The organism is Rhizobium album (assembly GCF_003122325.1).
Classification (GTDB): Bacteria; Pseudomonadota; Alphaproteobacteria; order Rhizobiales; family Rhizobiaceae; genus Metarhizobium; species Metarhizobium album.
Map to the genome: position 1 here is coordinate 18,234 of NZ_QFBC01000019.1, position 22,300 is coordinate 40,533.

Annotated in this window: 17 protein-coding genes and 1 pseudogene; 11 read left to right on the forward strand and 7 right to left on the reverse strand. The window is 59.3% G+C overall.

Annotated features, from left to right (window positions below):
- Positions 1-40: 40 nt before the first annotated feature.
- The gene (locus DEM27_RS27885; RefSeq protein WP_109461530.1) at positions 41-358 is read right to left on the reverse strand and encodes an ArsR/SmtB family transcription factor; all 318 of its coding nucleotides are present in this window, start codon (positions 356-358) and stop codon (positions 41-43) included.
- A 965-nt stretch (positions 359-1,323) separates the two neighbouring features.
- Between DEM27_RS27885 and rnk the strand changes: the two genes are divergently transcribed.
- Complete coding sequence (gene rnk, locus DEM27_RS27890; protein WP_109461531.1) at positions 1,324-1,722, forward strand: nucleoside diphosphate kinase regulator; 399 nt, start codon at positions 1,324-1,326, stop codon at positions 1,720-1,722.
- Between the two features lie 170 nt (positions 1,723-1,892).
- Here the strand turns inward: rnk and DEM27_RS27895 are convergent, their stop codons facing one another.
- From DEM27_RS27895 to DEM27_RS27915, 5 genes are all read right to left on the reverse strand, one after another.
- Positions 1,893-3,977 carry a hybrid sensor histidine kinase/response regulator gene (locus DEM27_RS27895; RefSeq protein ID WP_245446175.1) on the reverse strand — a complete coding sequence of 695 codons (2,085 nt, stop codon included), beginning with the start codon at positions 3,975-3,977 and terminating at the stop codon, positions 1,893-1,895.
- A 74-nt stretch (positions 3,978-4,051) separates the two neighbouring features.
- The gene (locus DEM27_RS27900) at positions 4,052-5,110 is read right to left on the reverse strand and encodes a sensor histidine kinase (RefSeq protein WP_109461532.1); all 1,059 of its coding nucleotides are present in this window, start codon (positions 5,108-5,110) and stop codon (positions 4,052-4,054) included.
- 8 nt (positions 5,111-5,118) lie between these two features.
- A complete protein-coding gene (locus tag DEM27_RS27905) occupies positions 5,119-5,682 on the reverse strand; it encodes a chemotaxis protein CheB (protein WP_109461533.1) in 564 nt (187 codons plus the stop codon).
- A complete protein-coding gene (locus DEM27_RS27910; RefSeq protein WP_420028862.1) occupies positions 5,682-6,521 on the reverse strand; it encodes a CheR family methyltransferase in 840 nt (279 codons plus the stop codon). The genes DEM27_RS27905 and DEM27_RS27910 overlap by 1 nt, the downstream gene beginning before the upstream one ends.
- Positions 6,518-9,940 carry a response regulator gene (locus DEM27_RS27915; RefSeq protein WP_109461534.1) on the reverse strand — a complete coding sequence of 1,141 codons (3,423 nt, stop codon included), beginning with the start codon at positions 9,938-9,940 and terminating at the stop codon, positions 6,518-6,520. The genes DEM27_RS27910 and DEM27_RS27915 overlap by 4 nt, the downstream gene beginning before the upstream one ends.
- A gap of 298 nt (positions 9,941-10,238) precedes the next feature.
- Between DEM27_RS27915 and DEM27_RS27920 the strand changes: the two are divergent.
- The 10 genes and pseudogenes from DEM27_RS27920 to DEM27_RS27965 all read left to right on the forward strand — a co-directional run.
- Positions 10,239-10,499 (forward strand): annotated as a pseudogene (locus tag DEM27_RS27920) (type 1 glutamine amidotransferase family protein); the annotation flags it as partial.
- A gap of 419 nt (positions 10,500-10,918) precedes the next feature.
- Positions 10,919-12,727: a methyl-accepting chemotaxis protein gene (locus tag DEM27_RS27925; protein ID WP_245446177.1), complete on the forward strand. Its 1,809-nt coding sequence runs from the start codon at positions 10,919-10,921 to the stop codon at positions 12,725-12,727.
- Between the two features lie 4 nt (positions 12,728-12,731).
- Positions 12,732-14,156, forward strand: coding sequence for a chemotaxis protein CheW (locus DEM27_RS27930; protein ID WP_109461536.1), 1,425 nt, complete (start codon positions 12,732-12,734; stop codon positions 14,154-14,156).
- 2 nt (positions 14,157-14,158) lie between these two features.
- Positions 14,159-15,244 (forward strand): protein-glutamate methylesterase/protein-glutamine glutaminase, encoded by a 1,086-nt coding sequence (locus DEM27_RS27935; RefSeq protein ID WP_109461537.1) that lies wholly within the window; start codon positions 14,159-14,161, stop codon positions 15,242-15,244.
- A complete protein-coding gene (locus tag DEM27_RS27940) occupies positions 15,244-16,110 on the forward strand; it encodes a CheR family methyltransferase (protein WP_109461538.1) in 867 nt (288 codons plus the stop codon). The genes DEM27_RS27935 and DEM27_RS27940 overlap by 1 nt, the downstream gene beginning before the upstream one ends.
- Positions 16,111-18,066: a chemotaxis protein CheA gene (locus tag DEM27_RS27945; protein WP_109461539.1), complete on the forward strand. Its 1,956-nt coding sequence runs from the start codon at positions 16,111-16,113 to the stop codon at positions 18,064-18,066.
- Positions 18,063-18,305 (forward strand): hypothetical protein, encoded by a 243-nt coding sequence (locus DEM27_RS27950; RefSeq protein ID WP_109461540.1) that lies wholly within the window; start codon positions 18,063-18,065, stop codon positions 18,303-18,305. The genes DEM27_RS27945 and DEM27_RS27950 overlap by 4 nt, the downstream gene beginning before the upstream one ends.
- A gap of 105 nt (positions 18,306-18,410) precedes the next feature.
- A complete protein-coding gene (locus tag DEM27_RS27955; RefSeq protein WP_109461645.1) occupies positions 18,411-18,794 on the forward strand; it encodes a response regulator in 384 nt (127 codons plus the stop codon).
- Positions 18,791-19,429: a chemotaxis protein CheX gene (locus DEM27_RS27960; RefSeq protein ID WP_109461541.1), complete on the forward strand. Its 639-nt coding sequence runs from the start codon at positions 18,791-18,793 to the stop codon at positions 19,427-19,429. Before DEM27_RS27955 ends, DEM27_RS27960 begins: the two co-directional genes overlap by 4 nt.
- A 28-nt stretch (positions 19,430-19,457) precedes the next feature.
- Positions 19,458-21,824 (forward strand): hybrid sensor histidine kinase/response regulator, encoded by a 2,367-nt coding sequence (locus DEM27_RS27965; RefSeq protein WP_109461542.1) that lies wholly within the window; start codon positions 19,458-19,460, stop codon positions 21,822-21,824.
- Positions 21,825-21,926: 102 nt separating this feature from the next.
- Here DEM27_RS27965 and DEM27_RS27970 read toward each other — a convergent pair whose 3' ends face one another.
- Positions 21,927-22,298 (reverse strand): hypothetical protein, encoded by a 372-nt coding sequence (locus DEM27_RS27970; protein ID WP_109461543.1) that lies wholly within the window; start codon positions 22,296-22,298, stop codon positions 21,927-21,929.
- Positions 22,299-22,300 lie beyond the last annotated feature (2 nt).

A 22,300-nucleotide genomic window follows, 5' to 3' on the forward strand; every position in this document is an offset into this window, starting at 1 on the left:
GTCGGTGGGACCGCGGATGGACGCAACACCTTTCTCCGCATTATTTATGCACGGCGTTTCGATCCGAACCTTGTTTCATGATCGCACCTAGGGTCTGTAGCATTTTTTCGACGCCCTGGTGATTGCAGACATAGTAGATATTCTGCGCGTCTCGCCGCGACTCAACAAGTCGGCCGTCCCGAAGCTTCTTGAGGTGCTGCGAAAGGGCCGATTGGCTCAGTCCGACATCTCGGGCGAGGGCTCCGACATCCCATTCACCTTCCGATAGCCGACACAAAATCTTCAGACGAGCAGCGTTAGAGAGCAGAGACAGGAAGTCAGCGCCCCAAGTCGGACATAAGGATAAATTCGGATTCATTTTCCCCTCCCGCGGAAACTTGCCGATTCGCTTTTAGACCCCAAGGGTGCGAATATTATGTCGCCTGATTGCGACCGATGCGTATCAAAGACGGCTGGGCTTTGACTTCGTGCGTGATTGCACGACAAACGCGAGAGAAGTCAACAGCCCGACGTTATGACCGGCGCGTCGAACTCCTCGGGATGCCGGACATGACCCAGTCGGTCACCCATAAGTTCGTGAATATCTTCACTCGAGCAGTGCTCGTACCAAAGGAGTGAAAGTATAGTCGATATCGTCGGCAGTGGTCCCGGCTGAACCGGCTAACGGGCCATGCGTTTCGCTTGCTGCTTTCCCGTGCCGTTCGCTGCGTAGCCCATTCGCCAATCTGCATAGTTCTCCCGGGCCTACACCGCCGAGAAACTCACGCAGCCATCAATCAACTGTACGAGAAAGGTTGAATGACCGCCCAAAGGATTATGAAGGCAGATGTTCGCGGGAAGTGGGCATTAGCTTAACGGAGCTAATCAGCTGGTTTCAGCAAATTCAACGAACCAGGCTATGATGATCGAAGCACGCGCAGCGATACAATATCTTGCGCTCCTAATATGGGTTGCCTGAGGCTACTGTAACTCATTGCCCACAAGTCATTGCAGGAGGCTGCCGACCATGGGTGGCGTCTTCCGGTATCGTTTCTCCGATCACTACTAGACTGAGCTTTGGGGACGCTTCGCCTAGGCCCTTGACGAGGCCAGTTGTCGCGACCATTGTATGGTCATGCTGATTTCCTGCCTAAATACAATTTTTGCAGAAGTGTTTCCCATCGCGGGAAGCTAGCCCCCGGCCCGGTTGCGTCGTCCCCGGCCGAGGGGCGCAGGTGTTCGGTCTGATCAGCGGCCGAACACAATTGAGCGACATCATCCCCCGCACAACATCGTTATAGCCCCAGCGCCGGAAGTCCGGCTGCCAGCGGCAGGAGAACTGACATGGCCTCCAAGACTGCACGCAAGCCCTCGATCGCTATCGCACGTTCGGAGCACGAACGCTTGACGAAGCTCGCCGAATCCCTTGCGAACCGAAATCCCGAAGTATCTGACGAACTCATGGCAGAACTGGAACGCGCGCGTGTCATTGATGACGCCAATCTTCCAGATGGTGTCGTCCGGATGGGATCTTCTCTTCGATATACCAGCGACCTCGGCGAAGACCGGTCGGTCACTCTCGTATATCCGGGCGAAGCGGATATCGCAGCGGGCAGGATTTCAATCATGACGCCGATCGGCGCCGCGCTTATCGGTCTGTCTGCGGGCCAATCCATCGACTGGACGGCTCGCGACGGTCGCATTCATCGCCTGACAGTGCAGGAGGTCACGGAGTTCAGTTGAACGATGGCTGTGCACAGATCGAATACGATCCCTTAGGCTCACTTTTCAGGTAGCCGATCAAGGAGCTCTGACACCCTTGCCAAAAGTGGCTTCCTTTCGCTTGATAGCTAGTGAACCACAGGAGTGCGAAGCTTTGCTGATAGATCGTCCAGCATCTCCACCCGCGACTGTCAGACTTTGAACGACGGATTCAACCGTATAACATTGCTGTGGTCGCGGACATGAGAGCGCGCTGAGGCCAGAGCTGCCGCCAACTCATCATTCTTGAAAGGTTTCGCGACGACGGGCCACATGATTTCCAACCCCGCCTCAAGCCGGTCACTGTATCCGGTCATCAGCACGACCGGCGTCTGCGGGTGCCTGCGACACAGTTCTTCCGCAAGTTCGATGCCGGACATGTCCGGCATCATGATGTCACTTAATACGGCTTCGATGTCGGCATGTTGCTCGAGGATTGAAAGGGCCTGCTGGCCGCCATCCGCAGTATATATTGAAGGCACCAGTTCCTCCAGCGATATACGAGCGGACTGAAGCGATGCCGGCGTATCATCGACAATGAGGATTTTCTGCGGAAATTTGCGGTCTGGATGCGTGATCTCGCGCGGAGCCCGCGGCTGACTCGATTTCGGGAGCATAAGCGTAAACGCGCTGCCATGGCCGAACAGGCTCGTAACCTTGACCACACCGCCGGCGGCTTTTGCGAAACTATGGACTTGCGTCAGGCCAAGACCTGCTCGCCCGCTCTCCTTTGTCGAAAAGAACGGCTCGAAAACCCTGTTCAGGTTGGCGGGTTCCACACCTTTTCCCGTATCCGCGATCGTCAGCGCCACAAACGCGCCGGCAATTGTGGGATCCTCCGCTGCGCCCTCCGGGACGTTCCTGGCCGTAATAGTGACCCGGCCACCATTTTTCATCGCTTCTCGCGCATTGGTAAGCAGGTTGATGAGAGCGATCTCCAAACCCGCCGAATCCACATGAACGGGCCAGATATCATCGGGGATGACGAGGTCCATAACCACGGCATCGTTCAGCGCCTGCCGCAACAGTGAGCTCATTTCGGGAAGCCTGGAGTCCAGTTCGACGTGCGCTGCTCCCTGATTGGATCGCCGGGAGAAGGACAGGAGGCGTCGCGTAATCGACTTTCCCCGAGTGATGCCGTTCGACATGTGATCAAGCAGTTGCGTCACCCGTTGTTCATCGCTCCTGCGGCGCTTGATGCCCTCGACGCCTGACTGGAACACCATCAGGAGATTGTTGAAATCATGTGCCGCCTGGCCCGTGAGCTTCCCGAGGGCATCCATCCGCTGCCAGTTCGCCATGCTCTCCCGCTCGCGATTACGCGCATTTACCTCTCGCAGAAATAGCAAAGCGGCTGCGCCCGACAGCAACAGCGTCACCGAGCAACCGACGACCGCAAACACCCAGGCTTTGCGCGCCAACCTATCATATTCTGCGATCGGCAGTCCCACCCTCACCCGCCAAGGCATCTCCTGGAAGGTGGCCTCTCCTACCCGGATATCGCCTCCTCCAGTCAAAGTAGCAAGACCGGGATCGGTGCCTGACAACCGGGCGAATTCTTCTCCCGTCTTGCCGGCCAGCTCCGGTGCGCCGGTGGACGCCACCAGCCGGCCCTGCCCGTCGACAATCCAGGCTGACCAGGTATCAGGCAGGCCGCCGGCATGCAGCAGGTCCTTTACCATTGTTGGGCGAATGACCGCCGAGACAACCGCTCGAAGATTATTGTTGCGCTCGATGGGAACACGGATGGCGAACCCAGCCTGTCCCTTCGATCCGGTCACGATGTTGCCGATGACAGCGCTCCGAGACTGAAGAAGCCTCTCATGGCTCTCGATGTCTACGACACGCTTGCTTGCGGAGGCATCGAGCGGCGGAAAGGCTAGGACGACATTGCCTTCCTCATCTGAGACACGGATCTGCTGCCATCGCGGAACACGCTCCCGCAGCCGCCGGGCGGTCTCGGCGAAGCTCGAGCGAGAAATCGGAAGATCGAACCGCGGTGAATCCGCGATCACCGACAGGAGCTGGATCTGTGTATGCAGTTCCCGCTGAACTGTCGCCGCAATAGTTTGCGCCCTCACACGCACGTCTTCGTCGAGCGAATTTCGCTGCTCCGTTACGAAAAACCATGCCATTCCTGCGGCCAGAATGATGACTGGTATAAGAGAGGCGCTCAGAAGGAGAAGCGCTGGCCGGGCCTTGTTCAAGCGAAGTAAGTCCTGTTCGTCACGTTCCAAGACATAAGGTCCTGCGTAATTCTTGCAAGCGGGTTAACATCATGGGGGCTTGCTTCAGCGACGGCGGGTAGGCGTCACGTTACCAGGCTCGTCAACGGAACGTCGAGCGACAATGACAACCCATCGTTCGTCCACTCCCTTTCTATGCTGCCTTTCAGACCTTGCAGCGCGGCTTTTTCCAGGGTGGTGCCGAAACCTTCACGCGCCGATACATCGAGGGCCGCCGTAACGCCTCGCTCCTCCCACGTCAGACGGAGGATCTCATCGGCTACCGAGACATCTATTGTTAGTCGGCCGGTCGCAGCGGAAAGGGCGCCATATTTGGCGGCATTGGTCGTCAGCTCATGGAGCAGCAATGCAAGCGAGGTCAGCGCATTGCCGTTGAGCGGCGCATCCGCACCTTCGATCACAACATGCGGCCCATCTTCGTGTTCATGCGGCGCCACGATGGCTTTCAAAAGAGCGGTTACCGTCGTGGCTGTCCAGGCAGCCTCGTTCTCATTACCGGGATCAGGAAGCGTCAGCTCATGGGCGCGCGCCAGCGCCTGCACCCGTGACCTGAGATCGCTTTCAATTTCCTTGACGCTGGTGGCAGTCCTGGCGCTCAAGGAAATCAGGCCCGCGGTGAGGCTGAACAGGTTCTTGATGCGGTGGTTGATCTCGCGCAGGAGGATGTCCTTGTGGCCGGCCGCTTGCCTCAGCGCGTCCGCCTGCAAGGCAAGTTCGTCGCGCTGTGCTGCCATCTGCTGGCGCTGGCGATAGAGTTCGAAAAACACATCCACCTTGCTGCGCAGGATATCCGGCTCGATCGGCTTCTGGATGAAGTCGACCGCCCCCGCCTCGTAGCCGCGAAAACGACGTTGACCATCGGACGTGCCCGCCGTGACAAAGATAATCGGAATGCGGCGCGTGCGCTCGTTGCCCCGCATCAGTTCGGCAAGCTCAAAGCCGTTGAGACCAGGCATCTGCACGTCGATCAGCGCCAGGGCAACGTCGGTCTGAAGCAGGAGCTCGAGCGCCTGGTCGCCGGAGCGGGCTTTCAGGAGAAGGAGGTCGTCGCGCCGAAGCAGCGCTTCAAGCGAAAGGAGATTTTCCTCCAAATCGTCGACCAGCAAAAACGGAACAGGTCCCATGACTTGTCTCAAACCTCTTTCAAATATTGGGTAATTGCTCCCAGCGACATGACATTCGCGCTGGGGCACATTAGAATTGCGGCTTCCGGCATGGCCGATGCGAAAGCGGTCGCAGGCTCCTGGACGACGGCTGTTCCTCCGGCCTCAACGACAGCCTTCAGACCCCTTGCGCCATCCTGATTGGCGCCGGTGAGCACGATTGCAATCAGCGCCGGGCCATAGGCGTCGGCCGCAGTTTCGAACAGCACGTCGATCGAGGGCCGGGAAAAAAGAACCGGCTCGTCGCTCGACAGCGATACCGTCCGATCCACCTCAACCAATAGATGATAAGCTGGTGGCGCGAAATAGATCGTGCCGCCGGTGATCGGCTGCTTGTCTTCCGCCTCCTCGACCGGAAGCTTGCACTTGGCCCGAAACAGTTCGGCCAGTGCGCTGCGCCGGTCCGGCGGAACATGGACCACGACCAGGACCGGCATCCGGAAGCCGGCCGGCAGAGCGGGAAGAATGGCCGAGAGCGCTTCGAGGGCGCCCGCCGAAGCTCCGATCACCACAGCCTCTGGTTCGATCGTCATCAGTCGCCCCGCCGCTGATAGAGTTTCTCTTCCCTTACGAAGTCCTCGAACGCACCGGCATGGCGTGAGAACCGTAGGCTTTCCTTGGCGCCAAGCCCCAGAAACCCTTTTCGGGCCAGCGAGTCCTTGAACAGCCCCAGTGCCCGATCCTGCAGATCTCTGTCGAAATAGATCAGCACGTTGCGACATGAGATCAGATGCATCTCGGCGAAGACCGCGTCGGTCACCAGACTGTGGTCGGCAAAAACCACGTTGCGCCGCAACGTTTTGTCGAAGGTGACCTTGCCATAAGCCGCCTGGTAATAATCGGATAACGAAGACTTGCCGCCTGATCTGCGGTGGTTCTCCGTGAAAAGCTGCAGCCGATCCAGAGCGAATATTCCTGCCTCTGCCGTCTTGAGCGCCTCTGGATTGATATCGGTGGCATAGAACAGCGTCCGTTCTTCCAGACCCTCTTCACGGAACAGGATGACCAGGGAATAGAGCTCCTCGCCGCCGCTGCAGCCGGCGATCCACACCTTGATCGACGGATAGGTCCGCAGATGCGGCACGACCTTTTCCCGTATCGCCTTGAAGTAGGAAGGGTCGCGAAACATTTCGCTGACCTGTACCGTCAGGAACCGCAACATCTGGGGCAACATGTCGGGGTCGCGCAAGAGGCTTTCCTGCATGGCGGAAAAGGTGGTGAACCCCAGTTGCTCGCGCGCCTGCTTGAGCCGCCTTTTGATGGACGCCATCGCATAGCTGCGGAAGTCATAGTGATATTTGAGAAACAGCGCCTCCAGCAGGAGCCTGATCTCGATGTCCTCTATCTTTTCCGACGCAAGCATCTCCGTCATTTGGGCATCCAGACGCGAACGAGCGACAGGAGTTTTTCAACGTCTAGCGGCTTTGCCATGTAATCATTGGCGCCGGCCTCGACACAGCGCTGCTGGTCGTCCGGCATGGCCTTGGCTGTCAAGGTTATGATCGGCAGCTTTCTCCATTTCGAATTGCTGCGGATCTCACGTGTCGCGGTAAGCCCGTCCATGACCGGCATCATGACATCCATGAGCACGAGATCGACCGGCGCGTCTGGCGCCGATTTTTCCAGGACATCAAGTGCCTCTCGGCCGTTTCGGGCGATCTCAATGATCGCACCCCTCGGCTCGAGGATGTTGGTGAGCGCATAGACATTGCGCACGTCGTCCTCAACTACGAGGATCCGTCGACCTTCGAGAAGGGCGTCGCGGCTGCGAGCTTTGCGGATCATCTTTTGCTGCTCGGCCGGCAGTTCCGAAACCACCTGGTGCAGGAAGAGACTTACTTCATCCAGCAACCGTTCGGGTGACTTCGCCCCCTTGATGATGATCGACTTCGAATAACGCCGCAGCCGTTGCTCGTCATCGGCCGTAAGGTCGCGGCCGGTATAGACGATGACGGGCGGGAAAGCGTAGGCACTTTCCTGGCTGAGCGTTTCCAGGAGAGAGTAGCCGGATGCATCCGGCAGGGAGAGATCCAGAACCATGCAGTCGAAGGTTTCCCGCTTCAGGAGTTCCAGGCACTCTGCCGCCGTGCTTGCCGTTACGGTCTCTACGTCGTGCGAGGCCAGCAGTTTGCCGACGGCCTCGCGCTGCACTGGGTCGTCCTCGACAATCAGCACCCGGCGCACGCCTTGCGAAAGCCTGGCTTCAAACTTCTGCAGCACGTCGACGAGTTGTTCCCGGTTTACAGGCTTAAGGAGATACCCCACGGCACCGAGCGAATAGGCGGTTTCGGTATGGTCGCTTGCCGAGACGACGTGAATGGGAATGTGGCGCGTCTGCACGTCGTGCTTGAGACGGTCGAGAACCGCAAGACCGGATTGATCCGGCAATCCGACATCAAGCACGATCGCGCTCGGCCGGAATTCCTTCGCGAGGTTCAGCGCCTCCTCGGCAGTTCCGGCAACGATCGACTGGAAGCCCATCTCGCGCGACAGATCGCGTACAATGGACGCAAAGGCTTCGTCGTCTTCGATCACGAGAAGAACGCGCTTTTCCTCCGTCAGCGCATGGCGATCGTCATCGACCTTGCGAACCGGCATTGCTTGACGAGCAGGTTCCGCCTGCGATGTGATCGGCGCAACCGCAGTGCTGGGTCTCACATCGCGCGGCGTGACCTTCGCCGGATCGTAGATTTGCGGAACGGTCACCGTGAACGTGCTTCCCTCGCCCGGCTGGCTTTCAAGGTCGATGGCACCGCCGAGCAGGCGTACGAGCTGGCGAGAGATGGAAAGGCCGAGCCCCGTACCGCCAAACCTGCGGCTGATGGTGCCGTCGGCCTGGTGGAAGGCATCGAAGACACTCTGCTGCTGATCGGCGGCAATACCAATTCCCGTGTCGGCTACCGAAAACGCGATGTGTTTGTCAGGCATGCTCCGAACCGACATGGAAACTTGGCCCGCTTCGGTAAATTTGATGGCGTTGGACAGGAGGTTCTTGAGCACCTGTTCAAGCCGCTGCGGATCCGTATCGATTGTTTGCGGGCAATCCGGATCGACCTCGATGACGAAACTCAGCTTCTTGTCGGCCGCCAGCGGCTGGAACATTTGGCGGAGATTGGTCGTCAGCCGCTCGATCGAAACAGTCTCGGGCCGGATTTCAACGTGGCCAGCCTCGATCTTCGACAGATCGAGAATGTCGTTGATCAGGTTCAGAAGGTCATTGCCGGATGACTGGATCGTCTTCGCATATTTGACCTGTTCCTCGGTCAGGTTGTCCTCCGGATTATCGGCCAGCAGCTTGGCGAGGATGAGGGAGGAGTTCAGGGGGGTACGAAGCTCGTGAGACATGTTGGCGAGGAAGTCGGATTTGTATTGGCTCGCCTGCTCGAGTTCACGCGCCTTGAGCTGGACGGCGGCGTTGGCCTGTTCGAGAGTGTCGCGTTGTCCCTCCAGTTGCTGCGCCTGTTCTTCAAGTTGCGAGTTGGTCTGTTCGAGCTCGACCTGCTGCTGTTCGAGGCGCGCCTGCGATTCCTTGAGCGCCCGGCCCTGTTCCTCCAGTTCCTCGTTGGAGACCCTGAGTTCCTCGCTTTGCGTTTGCAGTTCTTCAGACTGCCTCTGTGTTTCTTCCAACAGGTTTTGCAGTTCGCTGCGATAGGTGGCCGACCGTACGGCAACGGCGACTGCTTCCGACGCGCGGTCCAGAAGGGCGATCGTGCTTTCATCGACCGGCCGCAGGAAGCCGAGTTCGATCACGGCGTTGACGGCGCCGTCGACGCTGCCTGGCAAGATGACGAGGTGTCGTGGCTTATCCGAGCCGAGCGCCGACCCGAAGGACAGATAGCCGTCCGGCACGTCATCGACCACCATGGCTCTGCCCTCCGCGGCCGCCTGTCCGAGCAAACCCTCTCTCGACCGGAACCCGGCCGGGATGACTTTTTCATCGGGGACACCATAAACCGCGGCACGCTGGAAGTTGTTATGGTCACCGGAATAGGCGGCGCCGGCGACGGCGCCAACATAGCGCGCCAGAAAGTCGAGAATGCTGTTGCCGAGCCGTTCGATCGGCTGGTCGCCCAGCATGGCATTGGCGAGACCGACCTGACCGGACTGGAGCCACTCCTCACGGCGGCGAGCAATCGTCGCACGCCTGACCAGGAACCCGATCGTGCCGGTCAACAGCAGACCGAGAGCCCCTGACAGCAGTGTGCTCCAAAGCGCCTGTCGTTGGGCGCTTTTCATATCCGTTAGCCGCTGCACACGGACTTGTGCTTCCCCCTCCGCCATCGCCGCGATCTGGGCTCGGATCGCGTCCATCTCCAGCTTGCCGCTATCCGAGTTGACGAGGGCCAGTGCTCCTTCAAGACCTTGGGATCGACGGACCTCGATCGTCTGAGCGAGTTCGGCAAGTTTCGCGTCAACATGCCGCTTCAGCGTCGTCAGCCTCTGGCCTTGGCCCGGATTAGCGCCTGTCAACTCGCCGATCTTCTCCAGTTGCGGAGGGATCGCTCGAAGGGCTGCATTGTAGGGCGCGAGATAGCCATCATTGTTCGTCAGAAGGAAGCCGCGTTGACCGGTCTCGGCGTCCTGGACGTGCGAAAGCAGTTCGTCCAGCGCGACGATCGCAACGTGTGTCTGCACAACCCTCTCGTTGCCGTCTTCCAATGACAGCAGATTGAAGTATGCCACCACGCCGCTGATGAGGAAGAAGACGACTGCGCCGACAAGGCCGACCGCGACAGCAGGGTCGAGCCCCAAGGTCTTTTTTGAGAGATTGGAGCGACCTGGCTGCTTCATAGTGTCCTCGTTGGTAGCGACGGCGGGACGTCGCGCATGGGTTCATCCGCGGGCCGCGATGGCAGGCCTACGTCTGTGTCTGCGATGATCTGGGAGTGGGATATCAGATATGTTAGGCGCAGCGTATAATATTTAGCCGAGCTTGAAGCAGATTCATCGTCCGGTGGCCCGGCCGCTTCGATCCCGCAGTGGAACAAATATGGCGGAAACGTGTTAACGGCGCATGGTGGCACGACACCGGCAGTTCCGCCAATACGGCACCATTCTCTCGTAGGAGTTCACTATGGCGACTCACCAGGCGATCGATGACTTGGTCAAGGAAGCAACCGCCCGCGACTTCGTTGCCGACGCTTTCCAGCACTGCAAGTATATCGGCTATGATCAGTCCGCGCTGCCACTCCTCGACAAAGCTGGCATCTCCGGCTCCCTCGATGAAGGCACCCTCACGATCAAGAACAGCAACGAGATCGCGGCTTTCATCCAGGAGCTCGGCAAGCTTCGGGTCTGGGGGCGTGAACCTTCGGTCAAGCTTGGCAAGGCTTCTCCTCCCGTTGTGTAATGACTCTGGGGCGCGGCTACAGCCGCGCCCAAAATTGTTGCCTGCTGATACGGATTAGGCGCAGGAACTTTGCGAAGTATGAGCTGCCGAGCAGAACTCCCTTCCTCTGAAAACCCTATGACATCAACCGTCATAAACCATATCCGTGAGCTGATGCTTTACCCGGGTCGGAAAGATTGCTTTGCGCAGGCCTTTAAGCCATAAAAATCTAAAGAGTTAGCTGCCGTGTGAATGCTCGGCGCCATACTGCGCAAGCATGCATCTTAGGCCCACAGACATTGGACATTCCTATGGCACTGGTAAAGACTTCCCAACTGGGCGCACAGCCGGCCGCGAGCAAAGTGTTGACATCAGGCTCCAGGGCGAACAATGGAGGGGACAAGTCAGCGGTTTCACGCCGCACCCATGATCGGTCCCGCATGCGCCAGGAAAAGGCAGCCGAGCGGATCAGTGCAGCGACGGAAGAGTTATCGACCGGCGTTACCGAGGCGGCTTCGGCCGCCGAAGAGCTTCGCCGCGCGCTCGAGCAAATCGCCAGCGGCGCGGAAGAAGCAGCTGGCGCAGCGCACGAATCCCTTTCTGCCACCACGCACCTTTCCGCGCGGTTCACCGATGCCCGATCCGAAGCAGAGGCCGCCCGCAAACGCGCCGAGGAACTCCAGGTCTCCGTGCTGGAAGCCGCAGCACAGATCGACACGTCGGTCATCGCCATCGACACCAACGCCTCGCGCCAGATAGCCTCGGTCGCAATCGTAGAGAAGCTGCAGTCGCAGGCTGAGATGATCGGCGCGACCACAGTCGCCGTTGCCGATATATCCGATCGCACCAACCTGCTTGCGCTTAACGCCGCGATCGAGGCCGCACGCGCCGGTGATGACGGTCGCGGCTTTGCCGTGGTCGCCGACGAAGTCCGCTCGTTGGCAGAAGTTGCCGAGCGCAGCTCGCGTGACGTCAACCAGCACGCCGAGACGATCGTCGACGGCGTCCGCCGGATTGCCGCTCGGTCGAATTCCGCTGCGACCAAGGCGCGCGAGCAAACGGCCTCTGGACGGGCTGTCGCCGAAGAACTGCACGCCATCCGTTCGGGCCTGAGCGCTCTTTCGCAAAACAGCCAGAAAATCCTGATAGCGGCTGTCGAGGCTGAAGTGGCGACCCGAGAGGCGCAGAAGGGTGCCGAAACGGTCGCTGCCGCCGCAGAAGAACAGTCGGCGGCGGCGACAGAAGCGCAACGCGCGGTACAACAGCAGAGTTCGGCGCTGGAGGAAAGTCAGAAGACGGCTCAGGCGCTGGCCACTCTTGCCGACGAACTGATGAACGCAGGAGGCCGGTCCTCACGGGCGGAAGAACTGAGTTCGGCCGCCGAAGAACTCTCAGCAACCGTCCAGGAGCTTTCCGGCGCCGCCGGCGAAATCCTGATCGCCGTTGAGCAGATAAGCCGCGGCGCTGAAGCCCAGGCGGCCGCCACCCAGCAGGCCAATGCAGCGATGGTCCAGATCGAAAAAAGTGCCTCGCAGGCTCAGACAGGTGCCGAACAGGCAAGCGGGCGGAGCCAGGAAATCAAGGCCCTACTGGCAAAGAACAAGGCCAACCTGATGGGCATCGCATCTGGAATTTCCGACGCCCTGACCGAAACCCGCAATGCCTTGGCGGACCTCAACTCGCTTAGCGAGATCGGTTTTCAGATAGAGCGCATTGTCGACCGGATCGTGCTTGTCGCCGTCCAGACCAACATGCTGGCGGTCAGCGGCTCGGTGGAAGCGGCCCGAGCCGGTGAGGCCGGTCGCGGATTTGCCGTCGTCTCCACTGACATCCGCAAGCTCGCCAAGGATGCCGCGGAAAACATCGAAGGCATCAAGGATAACGTGCGGTCGATACAAGCCCAGATGCTCGCCGTTCAGCGCGAGCTCGAAGCGACCGTGGCGGCTTCCGAAGCGGAGATCGCCAAGGGCAAGCTGATCGTCGATCTTCTGTCCGCAGCGGAAGCCGACGTCGAAGCGATAGTGCGCGGCAATGCCTCCATTCTGGAAGCCGCGCAGGCAATTCTCATTGCGGCCACGCAGGTTCAGGCCGGCACGCAGCAGATCGCCTCCGTTGCCCAAGAGGCAAGCGCTGCCTCGGAACAGGCCGCCACCGCGGCGCGACAGCAGTCGCGCAGTGCGGAAGACTTGGCCGCAGCCGTGGAGGAAATCGCATCGCTGGCAGACGAACTCCAGATGTCGGGAAGCTGACACGATGGAAAGCTCCCCTTTGACGGCGGACCTACGACGCCGGCTCGTATTCAGGGTCGGACGGCAAAGCCACGAGATTGACGCCGCTGGGGTTCTGGAAGTGGTAAGAGCCGGCCACATCACCCGGGTGCCCAATGGTCCGGCGGCCCTGAAGGGTATCACAAACCTGCGGGGGCGGCCGGTACCGGTCCTTTCGATGGGGCAGATCCTATCCCGAGACGACCATGCCTCCCGCCACGGCGGCAAGATCATCGTCTATGATCACGGCGGAGCTGTCGGCCTGCTCGTTGACGACGTGCTCACGCTTTCCGAGGATACGAGCGCAACACCGCTCGAGGGCTTAGGCAATCTTCTCGATGCCGCTTTCAAGACCACACGGCGGGCGCCGTTAGGGCGAACGGACTCCATCGAGCGCGACGCTGGCAGCCGGTCAAGCTTGACGCTAATGCCTGTTTTGTCGTTTCGCGTCGCGGGTCAGCTTTACGGACTGCCCCTCGAACAAGTGCGTGAAGTCGCTATCATTCCTGATGATCTTGCAGTACTGCCTAACGGAAAGGAAGCGGTAATCGGACTAATGTCCCTGCGCAACGGCGTCCTGCCGCTGGTGTCGCTCGCGTCGCTGATGGCTCTCGAAGTCACAAAATCGTCCGCTGACCATGGGCGAATCGTCGTTGTTGAGCATAAGGGTGACCTGATCGGTCTTGTCGTCGACGCTATAGAGGTCATCAATCGCCTACCGGAGCACGCTATCGATTCCGTTCCCGCAGTCCTGCAGCGTGGCGGCGGCGATGCGCAGATCGCGGCGATCGGCAGAATTGCGGGTGGCGGACGACTGATCTCTATCCTGTCACCAGATAGGCTTTTCGGTCATGACGAGGTCGCAAAGGCCATTGGCCAGAGAGCAGGAGCCGTATCGATGGAGACAGCGCCGGAAGCAATTGAACAGTTCCTGATCTTCCAGCTGGGCGAGGAAAATTACGGTCTTCCTATCGCCTCTGTGGACGAAGTTATCAGGGTGCCAGTCGATGTCACCCGTATGCCCGGCGCGCCTGCCTTCGTGACAGGGGTCATCAATCTGCGTGGCAGGCCCATCCCATTGATCGACCAGCGAAGCCGCTTCGACAGCCCGGCCTCGGTGCAGGCAGCAGCGGCACGCGCGATCGTCGTGACGATCGGCAAGCTGCAGGCGGGCTTCGTCGTGGACGCCGTGACGGAGGTCAAGGCCCTCCCCGCAGCCGCTCTCACTCCAGCGCCCGAGTTTTCTTCCGAGCAGACGGATGTTTTCGACCGCATCGCCCATATCGAAGCGGATGGACCCATGGTGCTTCTGCTCGATCCGCAGGAGCTTCTGACGAGAGCGGAGCGGGACGTGGTCGCCGCCATCACCGAGCGCAAGGCCGGTACCGAGGAAAAGACGGGCGACATCTGACCATGATCCGTCTCCTGATTGTTGAAGATTCCGCCCTGATGCGGAAGCTGCTCGGCCAGATTTTCGGCGCGGAGCCGGATTTCGAGATCGGGTTTGCCCGCGACGGCGACGAGGCGTTGAAGCTTATCTCGGACTTTCGCCCCGACGTGGTCACGCTAGACATCCATATGCCGCGGATGAACGGCCTGGAATGTCTCGACCGCATCATGCTCGAGCACCCCTGCCCCGTGGTGATGGTCTCGTCGCTCACCGAGGAGGGAGCGGAGGAGACTTTGGTGGCTCTCGAAATCGGCGCCGTCGACTTCATCGCAAAACCGAGCGGGGCCATTTCCCTCGGCATCGAGGAACTGGCCCCCCGCCTGGTAGAAAAGGTCCGCATCGCCGCCTCCGTGCGCATCCGGCGCAGCCGCCGGCTCGCAGAGCGCGTCCGCCTCGCGCAGCCCCTGCCGTCCGCACCGATATCCCCTTCCAAACCTCGGCACACCGCGTCCCGTCCCATGACCGAAGGTGTGGCGGGCCATGGGCTGGTGCTGGTCGGCACGTCGACAGGTGGCCCTCCGGCGCTTGATGCGGTGCTTGCCCGGTTGCCGTCCGGGTTCAAATGGCCAATCGTTGTCGCGCAGCACATGCCCGCCTCTTTTACCGGCCCCCTTGCCAAGCGCCTCGACAAGATTTGCGCGATGAGCGTTACGGAAGTCGCGCGGCCAACGCGGCTCGAGCCAGGCAATATCTACATCGCCCGGGGTGACGCCGATATCCTGATCTCTTCCCGCGCCGGGGCTCTGGTGGCGATGGCGGCGCCGAGCGACCCCGAATTTCGGTGGCATCCGAGCGTCGATCGCATGGTACGCTCGGCGATGAAGCACCTGCCGGCGCAATCCTTGATCGGCGTCCTGATGACCGGCATGGGCAACGACGGCGCGACATCCATGGCCGAACTCAGGTCTGCCGGCGGCTACACGATTGCCGAAGCCGAGGAGACTGCCATCGTCTGGGGAATGCCGGGCGAGCTGGTACGGCGCGGCGGAGCGTCAGAGGTGAAGCGACTGGACCAAATCGGGCAACACCTTGTGGATCGGGTCTGCTGATGGCCGTGCCGCCAATCATCTCCCAGAAATACCAAGAAGAGCCTCTTTCTGCGGGCGACCTCGAGGAAATCTGCGCGCTCATCTACAAGCGCAGCGGCATGGTGTTTGGTGAGACGAAGCGCTATTACATCGAGCGCCGCATCACTGATCTGGTGCGTCAGCGGCGGGCGCAATCGGTAAGGGACTACATTTCGATACTGCGTGGCGATCTTGGTGAATCCGAACGACTGATCAACAGCGTCACGGTCAATGAGACCTATTTCTATCGCGAACTGCACCAGCTCGCATGCCTGAGCAATTCGATCCTTCCCGACCTCATCCGCGCGAAGGATCCGGGCGACCGGATCCGCATCTGGTCGATGCCCTGCTCCAGCGGAGAGGAACCCTACTCCATTGCAATCTGGCTGCTCGAAAACTGGGCGCTGGTCGATGCCTACAATATCGAGATCGTCGGTACAGATATCGATACCGACATTCTGCGCCGCGCGGTCGACGGTTATTTCGGCGAGCGGTCGCTCTCCAAACTTCCCTCCGATCTTCTCGATCGCTATTTTGAACCCGAACGGGATCAGCAGCGTCGGCTGATCGACGATCTCAGGGAATCGGTCACTTTCGCCAAGGGCAATATCGTCGATCGCCAGAGCCTTGCCGCGATCGGTCGTTTCGACGTGATCTTCTGCCGCAACCTGCTTATCTATTTCGACGAGGCTGCCCGCGAGGCTGCGGCGCGGAACATTCATGAAATGCTCTATCCCGGCGGCTATGTATGCCTTGGCCATACCGAGTCGATGTCGAGGATATCGGAGACCTTCGAACCGGTGCGTTTTCCCGATGCCATCGTTTATCGCGAGACGAGACACAGATAGATGGATGAATTGATCGAACAATTCGCCATCGAGGCGCGCGAACTCGTCCAGCAGGCCTCGGACGATCTGATGGCACTTGAAGCGGATACCGGGAATCGCGAACATCTGGAAAGCGCCTTTCGGGCGGTACATACGCTGAAGGGCTCCGTCGGCCTTTTCGACCTCGGCCCGATGCAGGACGTCCTGCATCGCGGCGAAGACCTCCTCTCGCAAGCGAGAGCAGGCACCATTGCAGTGGACGCGACCCTCGTTGATCCGCTTCTATCGGTGATCGAATGGGTGGAAGACAGCATCGACGCAATCGTGGAGACCGGGCATCTGTCCGACGCTCAGGAGAAGCAAGCCTCCCGGCTGCTGGGACTTTTGACCAGCGAAATGATCGGGCGCGAAACCCACGAACCGACGGGCCCATCGACAACAATACCGGATTGGGCGATCTCACTTGCCGAACTACTCTCCTCCGATGCCCACGGGGCGGCGATCGCCATTCGCTACGAACCGCACCCGGAATGCTTCTTCAATGGCGACGATCCTCTGGCGTTGGTCGCGCGCCTGCCCGGGCTTCGACATCTGTCGCTCTCGCTCAGAGAGCCACCTCCTTCTCTGAGAGACTATGATCCCTTCCGCTGCACCCTGGTGATCGAGGCGATCTGCGATGGGCCGCTGTCGAAGCTGCAAGCCGAATTTCGCCTCATCCCCGATCAGGTGACGCTGGCGGAGTTGCCGCGGCCGGACGATCAGCGGAAATCCGCCGCAACAGATCTCCCGCCTGAACGCTCGGCCGATCGCCAGACGACGATGCGGGTGGATGCGGCGCGGATCGACAGGCTGATCGAGATCGCCGGTGAACTGGTCACCGCTAAGAACGGCTTGGTGCCGCTCGCCGAAGCAGCGCGAATCCAGGGTGACAGCGCGCTCGCCAGACGCATCAGCTCCAGCCACGAGGAGATCGAAAGGCTGGTGGGATCGCTGTACAGCGCCGTCACCAAGGCCCGGATGATCCCTCTGGAGCGGACGTTCCGCCGTTTTCCGCGGCTGGTCCGAGAGACGTCGACGAAGCTCGGAAAGGCGCTAGATCTGGTGATCGAAGGCGAGACTGTCGAAGCCGATCGGGAGATCGTCGAAAACCTGTTTGAGCCCCTGCTCCATCTCATCCGGAACGGGCTCGACCACGGTATCGAACACGAAGGCGAACGGGTGCAATCATCGAAGCCGGCGAGAGGGCGCATCCTTCTGCGCGCACGGCAGCGGGGCGATCAGATCGAGATCGAGGTGACCGACGACGGCCGGGGCATGGACCCGGAGCGAATCCGAAAAGCCGCCGTGGACCGCGGCCTGCTGACCGCCTCGCGCGCGGCGGCCCTGAGTGACGGCGATGCTTTGCAGCTCGTCTTCTCGCCGGGCTTTTCGACTGCCGCCGCGGTATCGGACCTCTCGGGCCGCGGCGTCGGCCTCGATGTCGTGCAGCGTTCGATCCAGCGGCTCGGCGGCACGCTCGACATGCAAAGCAGGCCTGAAACCGGAACGTCCTTCACGCTCAAGCTCCCGATCAGCTTCTCGATGGCACAACTGATGGTAGTTGAAGTTGGTGGCGAACGTTACGGGATTCCGATTTCCGACATCCTTGAAACCGTGAAAGTGCCAACACAGGCCATTCAGCCAATCAGGGCGGGCCGTGCATTCATTTTGCGCGACCGCACCATCCCCTTGCTTGATCTCGCCGACTTGCTGCAGATCCCGCACGCGAACGCCGCGGGTTCGGACTTGAAGGTTCTGGTGGCCCGAGCCGGGGAAGACCGGATCGGCGTGGTTGTCGATGCAATTGCCGAGAGGGCCGAAACCCTTTCGCGACCGCTGTCGGGTCTGCTGCAGGGTGTGACAGGCATAGCCGGCACAACACTCCTCGGCGACGGCAGGGTGCTGCTCGTCCTGGATCTCAAGGAGTTGATCCGATGACTGTTAGCGTCGATGACAAGGCAATCCGGCTGACTGGGCCATGCGGCGTCGAGGAAGTCGAAGTGCTGGTGGACTACATGGATCGCCATCCTGACCTACATATAGATCTGAGCGCCGCGACGACGATCCATACAGCCCTTTGGCAGGCATTGATGGTTTTCAGGCCGAGGATAGCAGAGACCTCCGTCTCAACCTTGATATCGGATAAGGTCTTGGCTTCGGTGAAAGTCAGTCTATGAGAAAGACGCCTGAGGATCGTCTCTCGAACTTGCGAAAGCGTCTTCAGGCAAATAAGTGTTCCAGCATATATGCGGCCCGATGGTCGCGAGGACTTCGGGGGTAAAATGACGGTCACGGTTCTGGTCGTAGATGATAGTAAATTGGCTCGAATCGTGGCAGGTAAGGCGCTTGCCGCTTTGCAGCCTGACTGGACGCGTGTGGAAGCTGGCAGCGCTCAGGATGCCTTGGCCCTTGTCGGATCTCAGCAGATCGACGTCGCCATACTGGATTTCAACATGCCCGACAAAGACGGGCTGGAGTTGGCAGCTGAATTGCGCTCCGCGCATCCTCACATGCCGATCGCAGTCATCACAGCCAATGTTCAGGATGAAATTATCGCCCGGGTCCGTGCCTTAAACGCCACGTTTGTCGCAAAACCCGTTACCCAGGATGCACTCGGTCCGTTCATATCAGGAGCTGCTCTTCGGCTCAAGAAGGCAGGCACATGATAGCGGACACGACAGATCTGAACGAACTGGAGCGCGACGCGCTCACAGAGCTTGTTAATATAGGGGTTAGCCGTGCCGCAGCAAGCTTACGAAAAATGGTCAACAAGGAAGTCCTCCTTTCTGTACCTTCAGTCGAGATCGTCACACGAAGGTCCGCAGCGTCGTTGATTGGGCAGCGGGAGAGCGAATCCCTCATCGCAGTACAGCAGCAGTTCGACGGCCCCTTTTCCGGACGCGCGCTCCTGATTTTCCCGCAGAGCAATGGGCTTTCGCTCGTGCGCGCAATAGTCGGCGACGAGATGCAAGAGGCTGAACTTCTCGAAATGGAAGACGAAGCCCTGGCCGAGACCGGCAACGTCATTCTGAATGGCTGTCTAGGCTCTATGGCGAATATGCTGCAGCACAGCCTAAAAATGTCCCTGCCGGATGTCCGGCGCGGCGACAGCACCCTATTGTTTGATGCACACAACAGCAGCCGAGACGCAAGCTTTGTGTTGTTTCTCTATATCAACTTCTCGGTACGGGAACGAAATATTCGCGGATATATCGCGATGATCATGGACCTGCCCTCTCTGGAGAAGCTGAAGCAGCTCATTTCTGATTTCATCGAACGCGTGATGAACGAAACCGATTAGGCAAGTCTGATGAATGTGAGCTGAGTTGATGGCTGATAATGCCGATGGGCCGAGAATTGAAGAGTTACATGCGGACCTAAACGCTGCTCAGCGACGTCTGCAGTTAGTGCTTGACGCAGCCGGTGCGACCTGTGGGTGGGAATGGGATATCAGTAAAAAGCGTTTCGTCGCGGATGCGTTGTTTGCCGGTATCACGAACCAGGATCCGGTCGAACTGGCCGACGGCGTCTCGCCCGATCGCTTCTTCGTATCCATCCACCCTGAGGATCTTAAACGGGTAAAGATTGCGGTTGCCGGGATAATTGCCGGATCAGAAGTTTTTTCCAGGGAATACAGACTTTTACGCGCCGACGGTGGGTATCGCTGGGTCCGCGCCAGCGGCCGCGCGATACGCGATGCGGAAGGCGAGCCAGCCAAATTTGTTGGATCCTTGATCGACATTACTGAACAAAAGCGTGTCGATGAGCAGCTCCGCATTGCCCAATCAGCCGGTGGAATCGGTACCTTCGAATACATTGTGGGCTACGGGACGATCAGCGTTTCGGAGCAGCTATGCCGGTTATTCGGTTTGCATCCCAACAAAATGCTGCCGGTCAGAACTCTTAATGGTCTCATCCATCCCGACGACAAACCTGTCATCGATCTCACCAGGCCGGATGAGCTTCAAAGCGAAGGCAATATTGAGTTCCGGATCAGACGCGCAAGTGACGGACAAGAGCGCTGGCTCGCGCGGCGCGGCGAGTATGTTGACGACATCCATACAGACGGGCGCCGCTATGTTGGCGTGATATTCGATATTACCGAAGCCAAGCATACACAAGAAAGCTTGCGTGAAGCGAACGACATGCTTGCAGAGCTCGCTCGTGAAAGCCTGCGCGAGCGTGACCGGGTATGGAAGAACTCCCGAGACCTCCTTGTCGTGATCGATACGGCAGGTGTGTTTCGGGATGTCAGCCCCTCGTGGTTCGACATCCTTGGTCACGCGCCTGATAAGGTTACTGGCAGCAAAGTGATCGACGCTGTATGGCCAGAGGATCGCGACCAGGCGAAATCGGACCTGAGGAAAGCCGCCGAGAACATCCACACCGAGATCGAGGTGAGGATGACTCACGAGGACGGGTCCCCTCGGACGATTTCATGGATGACGTCCCGGGAAGACGACCGTGTTTACGCCTATGGTCGTGACGTGACCGTCGAACAGCAGCAAAAGGTCGCCCTGGAAGAAACGGAAGCCCAATTACGACAGGCGCAGAAGATGGAAGCCGTCGGCCAGCTAACCGGCGGTATTGCACATGATTTCAATAACATGTTGACTGGAGTGATTGGCGCTCTGTCTATAATTAAGCGAAGGATTGCGGCCCGCAGAACGGAAGATCTCGACAAGTTCATCGACGCCGCGACCTCCTCCGCGCATCGCGCGGCCTCGCTAACCCACCGGCTACTTGCTTTTTCTCGGCGCCAATCGCTTGATCGGCAATCTGTTGACGTAAAGCAGCTCGTCACGTCCATGGAGGAGCTCTTTCAACGCACCCTCGGCGAGCAGATCGAACTTGCGATCAACGTTGCCGCCGAGACTTGGAAGGCCGAAACCGATGCCAATCAGCTGGAAAGCGCCATACTCAATCTGGTGATCAATGCCCGCGACGCCATGCCGAACGGCGGCCAATTGACGATCGAAACGAACAACGTAGCTTTCACCGAAGCCGACCTTGCCAAGGGCGAGACCCTTGAGCCTGGAAGCTACGTTGTGATCGCTGTGAGTGACACGGGTACCGGTATGTCACAGGCGACCATCGCTAAGGCATTCGATCCCTTTTTCACCACAAAGCCAATTGGTCAGGGAACCGGTCTGGGTCTCTCGATGATCTACGGCTTCGCGCAGCAGTCCGGGGGGCATGCCCGAATCTACAGCCAGCTCGGAATGGGAACGACCATCAAGCTTTATATTCCCGCCAGCCACGCAACCGGAGAGCAATCGGCATTTGAGAAGGAAGAGGAGGCCATTCTTCCCCGGGGCAAGGGTGAAACTATACTCGTCGTAGAAGATGACGATTCTGTTCGCATGCTTGTCGTCGATACCCTGAAAGAGCTTGGATACAGGGTATTAGAAGCCATTGATGGTGCGCAGGCATTGCCATTCATTGAAGGCAAAGGGCGAATTGATTTGCTTGTCTCCGATGTAGGTCTTCCCGGCTTGAATGGTCGACAACTCGCGGAAATCGCGATAGCTGCGCGTCCCGCGCTGAATGTTTTGTTTATCACCGGTTATGCCGCAGCGGCCGCTGCACGTGCTGAGTTTCTAGCGCCGGGGATGGAAATGATCACGAAGCCGTTTGCCATTGATGACCTTGCCCAGAAGGTGACAGAGATGCTCAAGCCTTCGAATCCTCGATAGGCATGGCCGATCGAGACATTTGAAGCTCTTGAAGGGATCTGAACTGTCGGCCTAGCCGTCCACCCCCGCGTCTTTTTTAGAGTATGTACAAGGACTTATAGCTTAATCTTTGTTCCAACATGTGAGGTCTGCGTACCAATCGGCGTAGTGGGTATTTGCCGCCAGATGCCGGTTGAAATCTGGCGCCCCGTCATTCCACCAGACCGGCCCACGCTCGCCGAGCGCGACCTTGACGGCATCAACCCGCTCACGCGCTTCGGACATGCGTTGCGGGTCTCCCTTGAATTTCCGAACGTCGCGGCGCGCTGACATGAGCTCCTTCACCAGCTCGTCGCGGAGCGATGGTGACAGCGCCGGGTTGCTTTTCCGCCAAAGCCGGCCTCGAACGACAAAGTAACGTCCATCGGGCGTGTCGGGGTATTTCGTCTCCGAGCTGGACTTGCCACCCTTTCCAACCGAGGACTTCGCGCTCATTC

Excerpts from the sequence above, each read along its gene's own strand:
- DEM27_RS27940 (WP_109461538.1), top strand. The coding sequence starts at position 15,244 with ATGGCCGTGCCGCCAATCATCTCCCAGAAATACCAAGAAGAGCCTCTT.
- DEM27_RS27930 (WP_109461536.1), top strand. The coding sequence starts at position 12,732 with ATGGAAAGCTCCCCTTTGACGGCGGACCTACGACGCCGGCTCGTATTC.
- rnk (WP_109461531.1), top strand. The coding sequence starts at position 1,324 with ATGGCCTCCAAGACTGCACGCAAGCCCTCGATCGCTATCGCACGTTCG.
- DEM27_RS27915 (WP_109461534.1), bottom strand. The coding sequence starts at position 9,940 with ATGAAGCAGCCAGGTCGCTCCAATCTCTCAAAAAAGACCTTGGGGCTC.
- DEM27_RS27900 (WP_109461532.1), bottom strand. The coding sequence starts at position 5,110 with ATGGGACCTGTTCCGTTTTTGCTGGTCGACGATTTGGAGGAAAATCTC.
- DEM27_RS27910 (WP_420028862.1), bottom strand. The coding sequence starts at position 6,521 with ATGACGGAGATGCTTGCGTCGGAAAAGATAGAGGACATCGAGATCAGG.
- DEM27_RS27950 (WP_109461540.1), top strand. The coding sequence starts at position 18,063 with ATGACTGTTAGCGTCGATGACAAGGCAATCCGGCTGACTGGGCCATGC.
- DEM27_RS27885 (WP_109461530.1), bottom strand. The coding sequence starts at position 358 with ATGAATCCGAATTTATCCTTATGTCCGACTTGGGGCGCTGACTTCCTG.
- DEM27_RS27935 (WP_109461537.1), top strand. The coding sequence starts at position 14,159 with ATGATCCGTCTCCTGATTGTTGAAGATTCCGCCCTGATGCGGAAGCTG.
- DEM27_RS27970 (WP_109461543.1), bottom strand. The coding sequence starts at position 22,298 with ATGAGCGCGAAGTCCTCGGTTGGAAAGGGTGGCAAGTCCAGCTCGGAG.
- DEM27_RS27945 (WP_109461539.1), top strand. The coding sequence starts at position 16,111 with ATGGATGAATTGATCGAACAATTCGCCATCGAGGCGCGCGAACTCGTC.
- DEM27_RS27960 (WP_109461541.1), top strand. The coding sequence starts at position 18,791 with ATGATAGCGGACACGACAGATCTGAACGAACTGGAGCGCGACGCGCTC.
- DEM27_RS27965 (WP_109461542.1), top strand. The coding sequence starts at position 19,458 with ATGGCTGATAATGCCGATGGGCCGAGAATTGAAGAGTTACATGCGGAC.
- DEM27_RS27905 (WP_109461533.1), bottom strand. The coding sequence starts at position 5,682 with ATGACGATCGAACCAGAGGCTGTGGTGATCGGAGCTTCGGCGGGCGCC.
- DEM27_RS27925 (WP_245446177.1), top strand. The coding sequence starts at position 10,919 with ATGCGCCAGGAAAAGGCAGCCGAGCGGATCAGTGCAGCGACGGAAGAG.
- DEM27_RS27955 (WP_109461645.1), top strand. The coding sequence starts at position 18,411 with ATGACGGTCACGGTTCTGGTCGTAGATGATAGTAAATTGGCTCGAATC.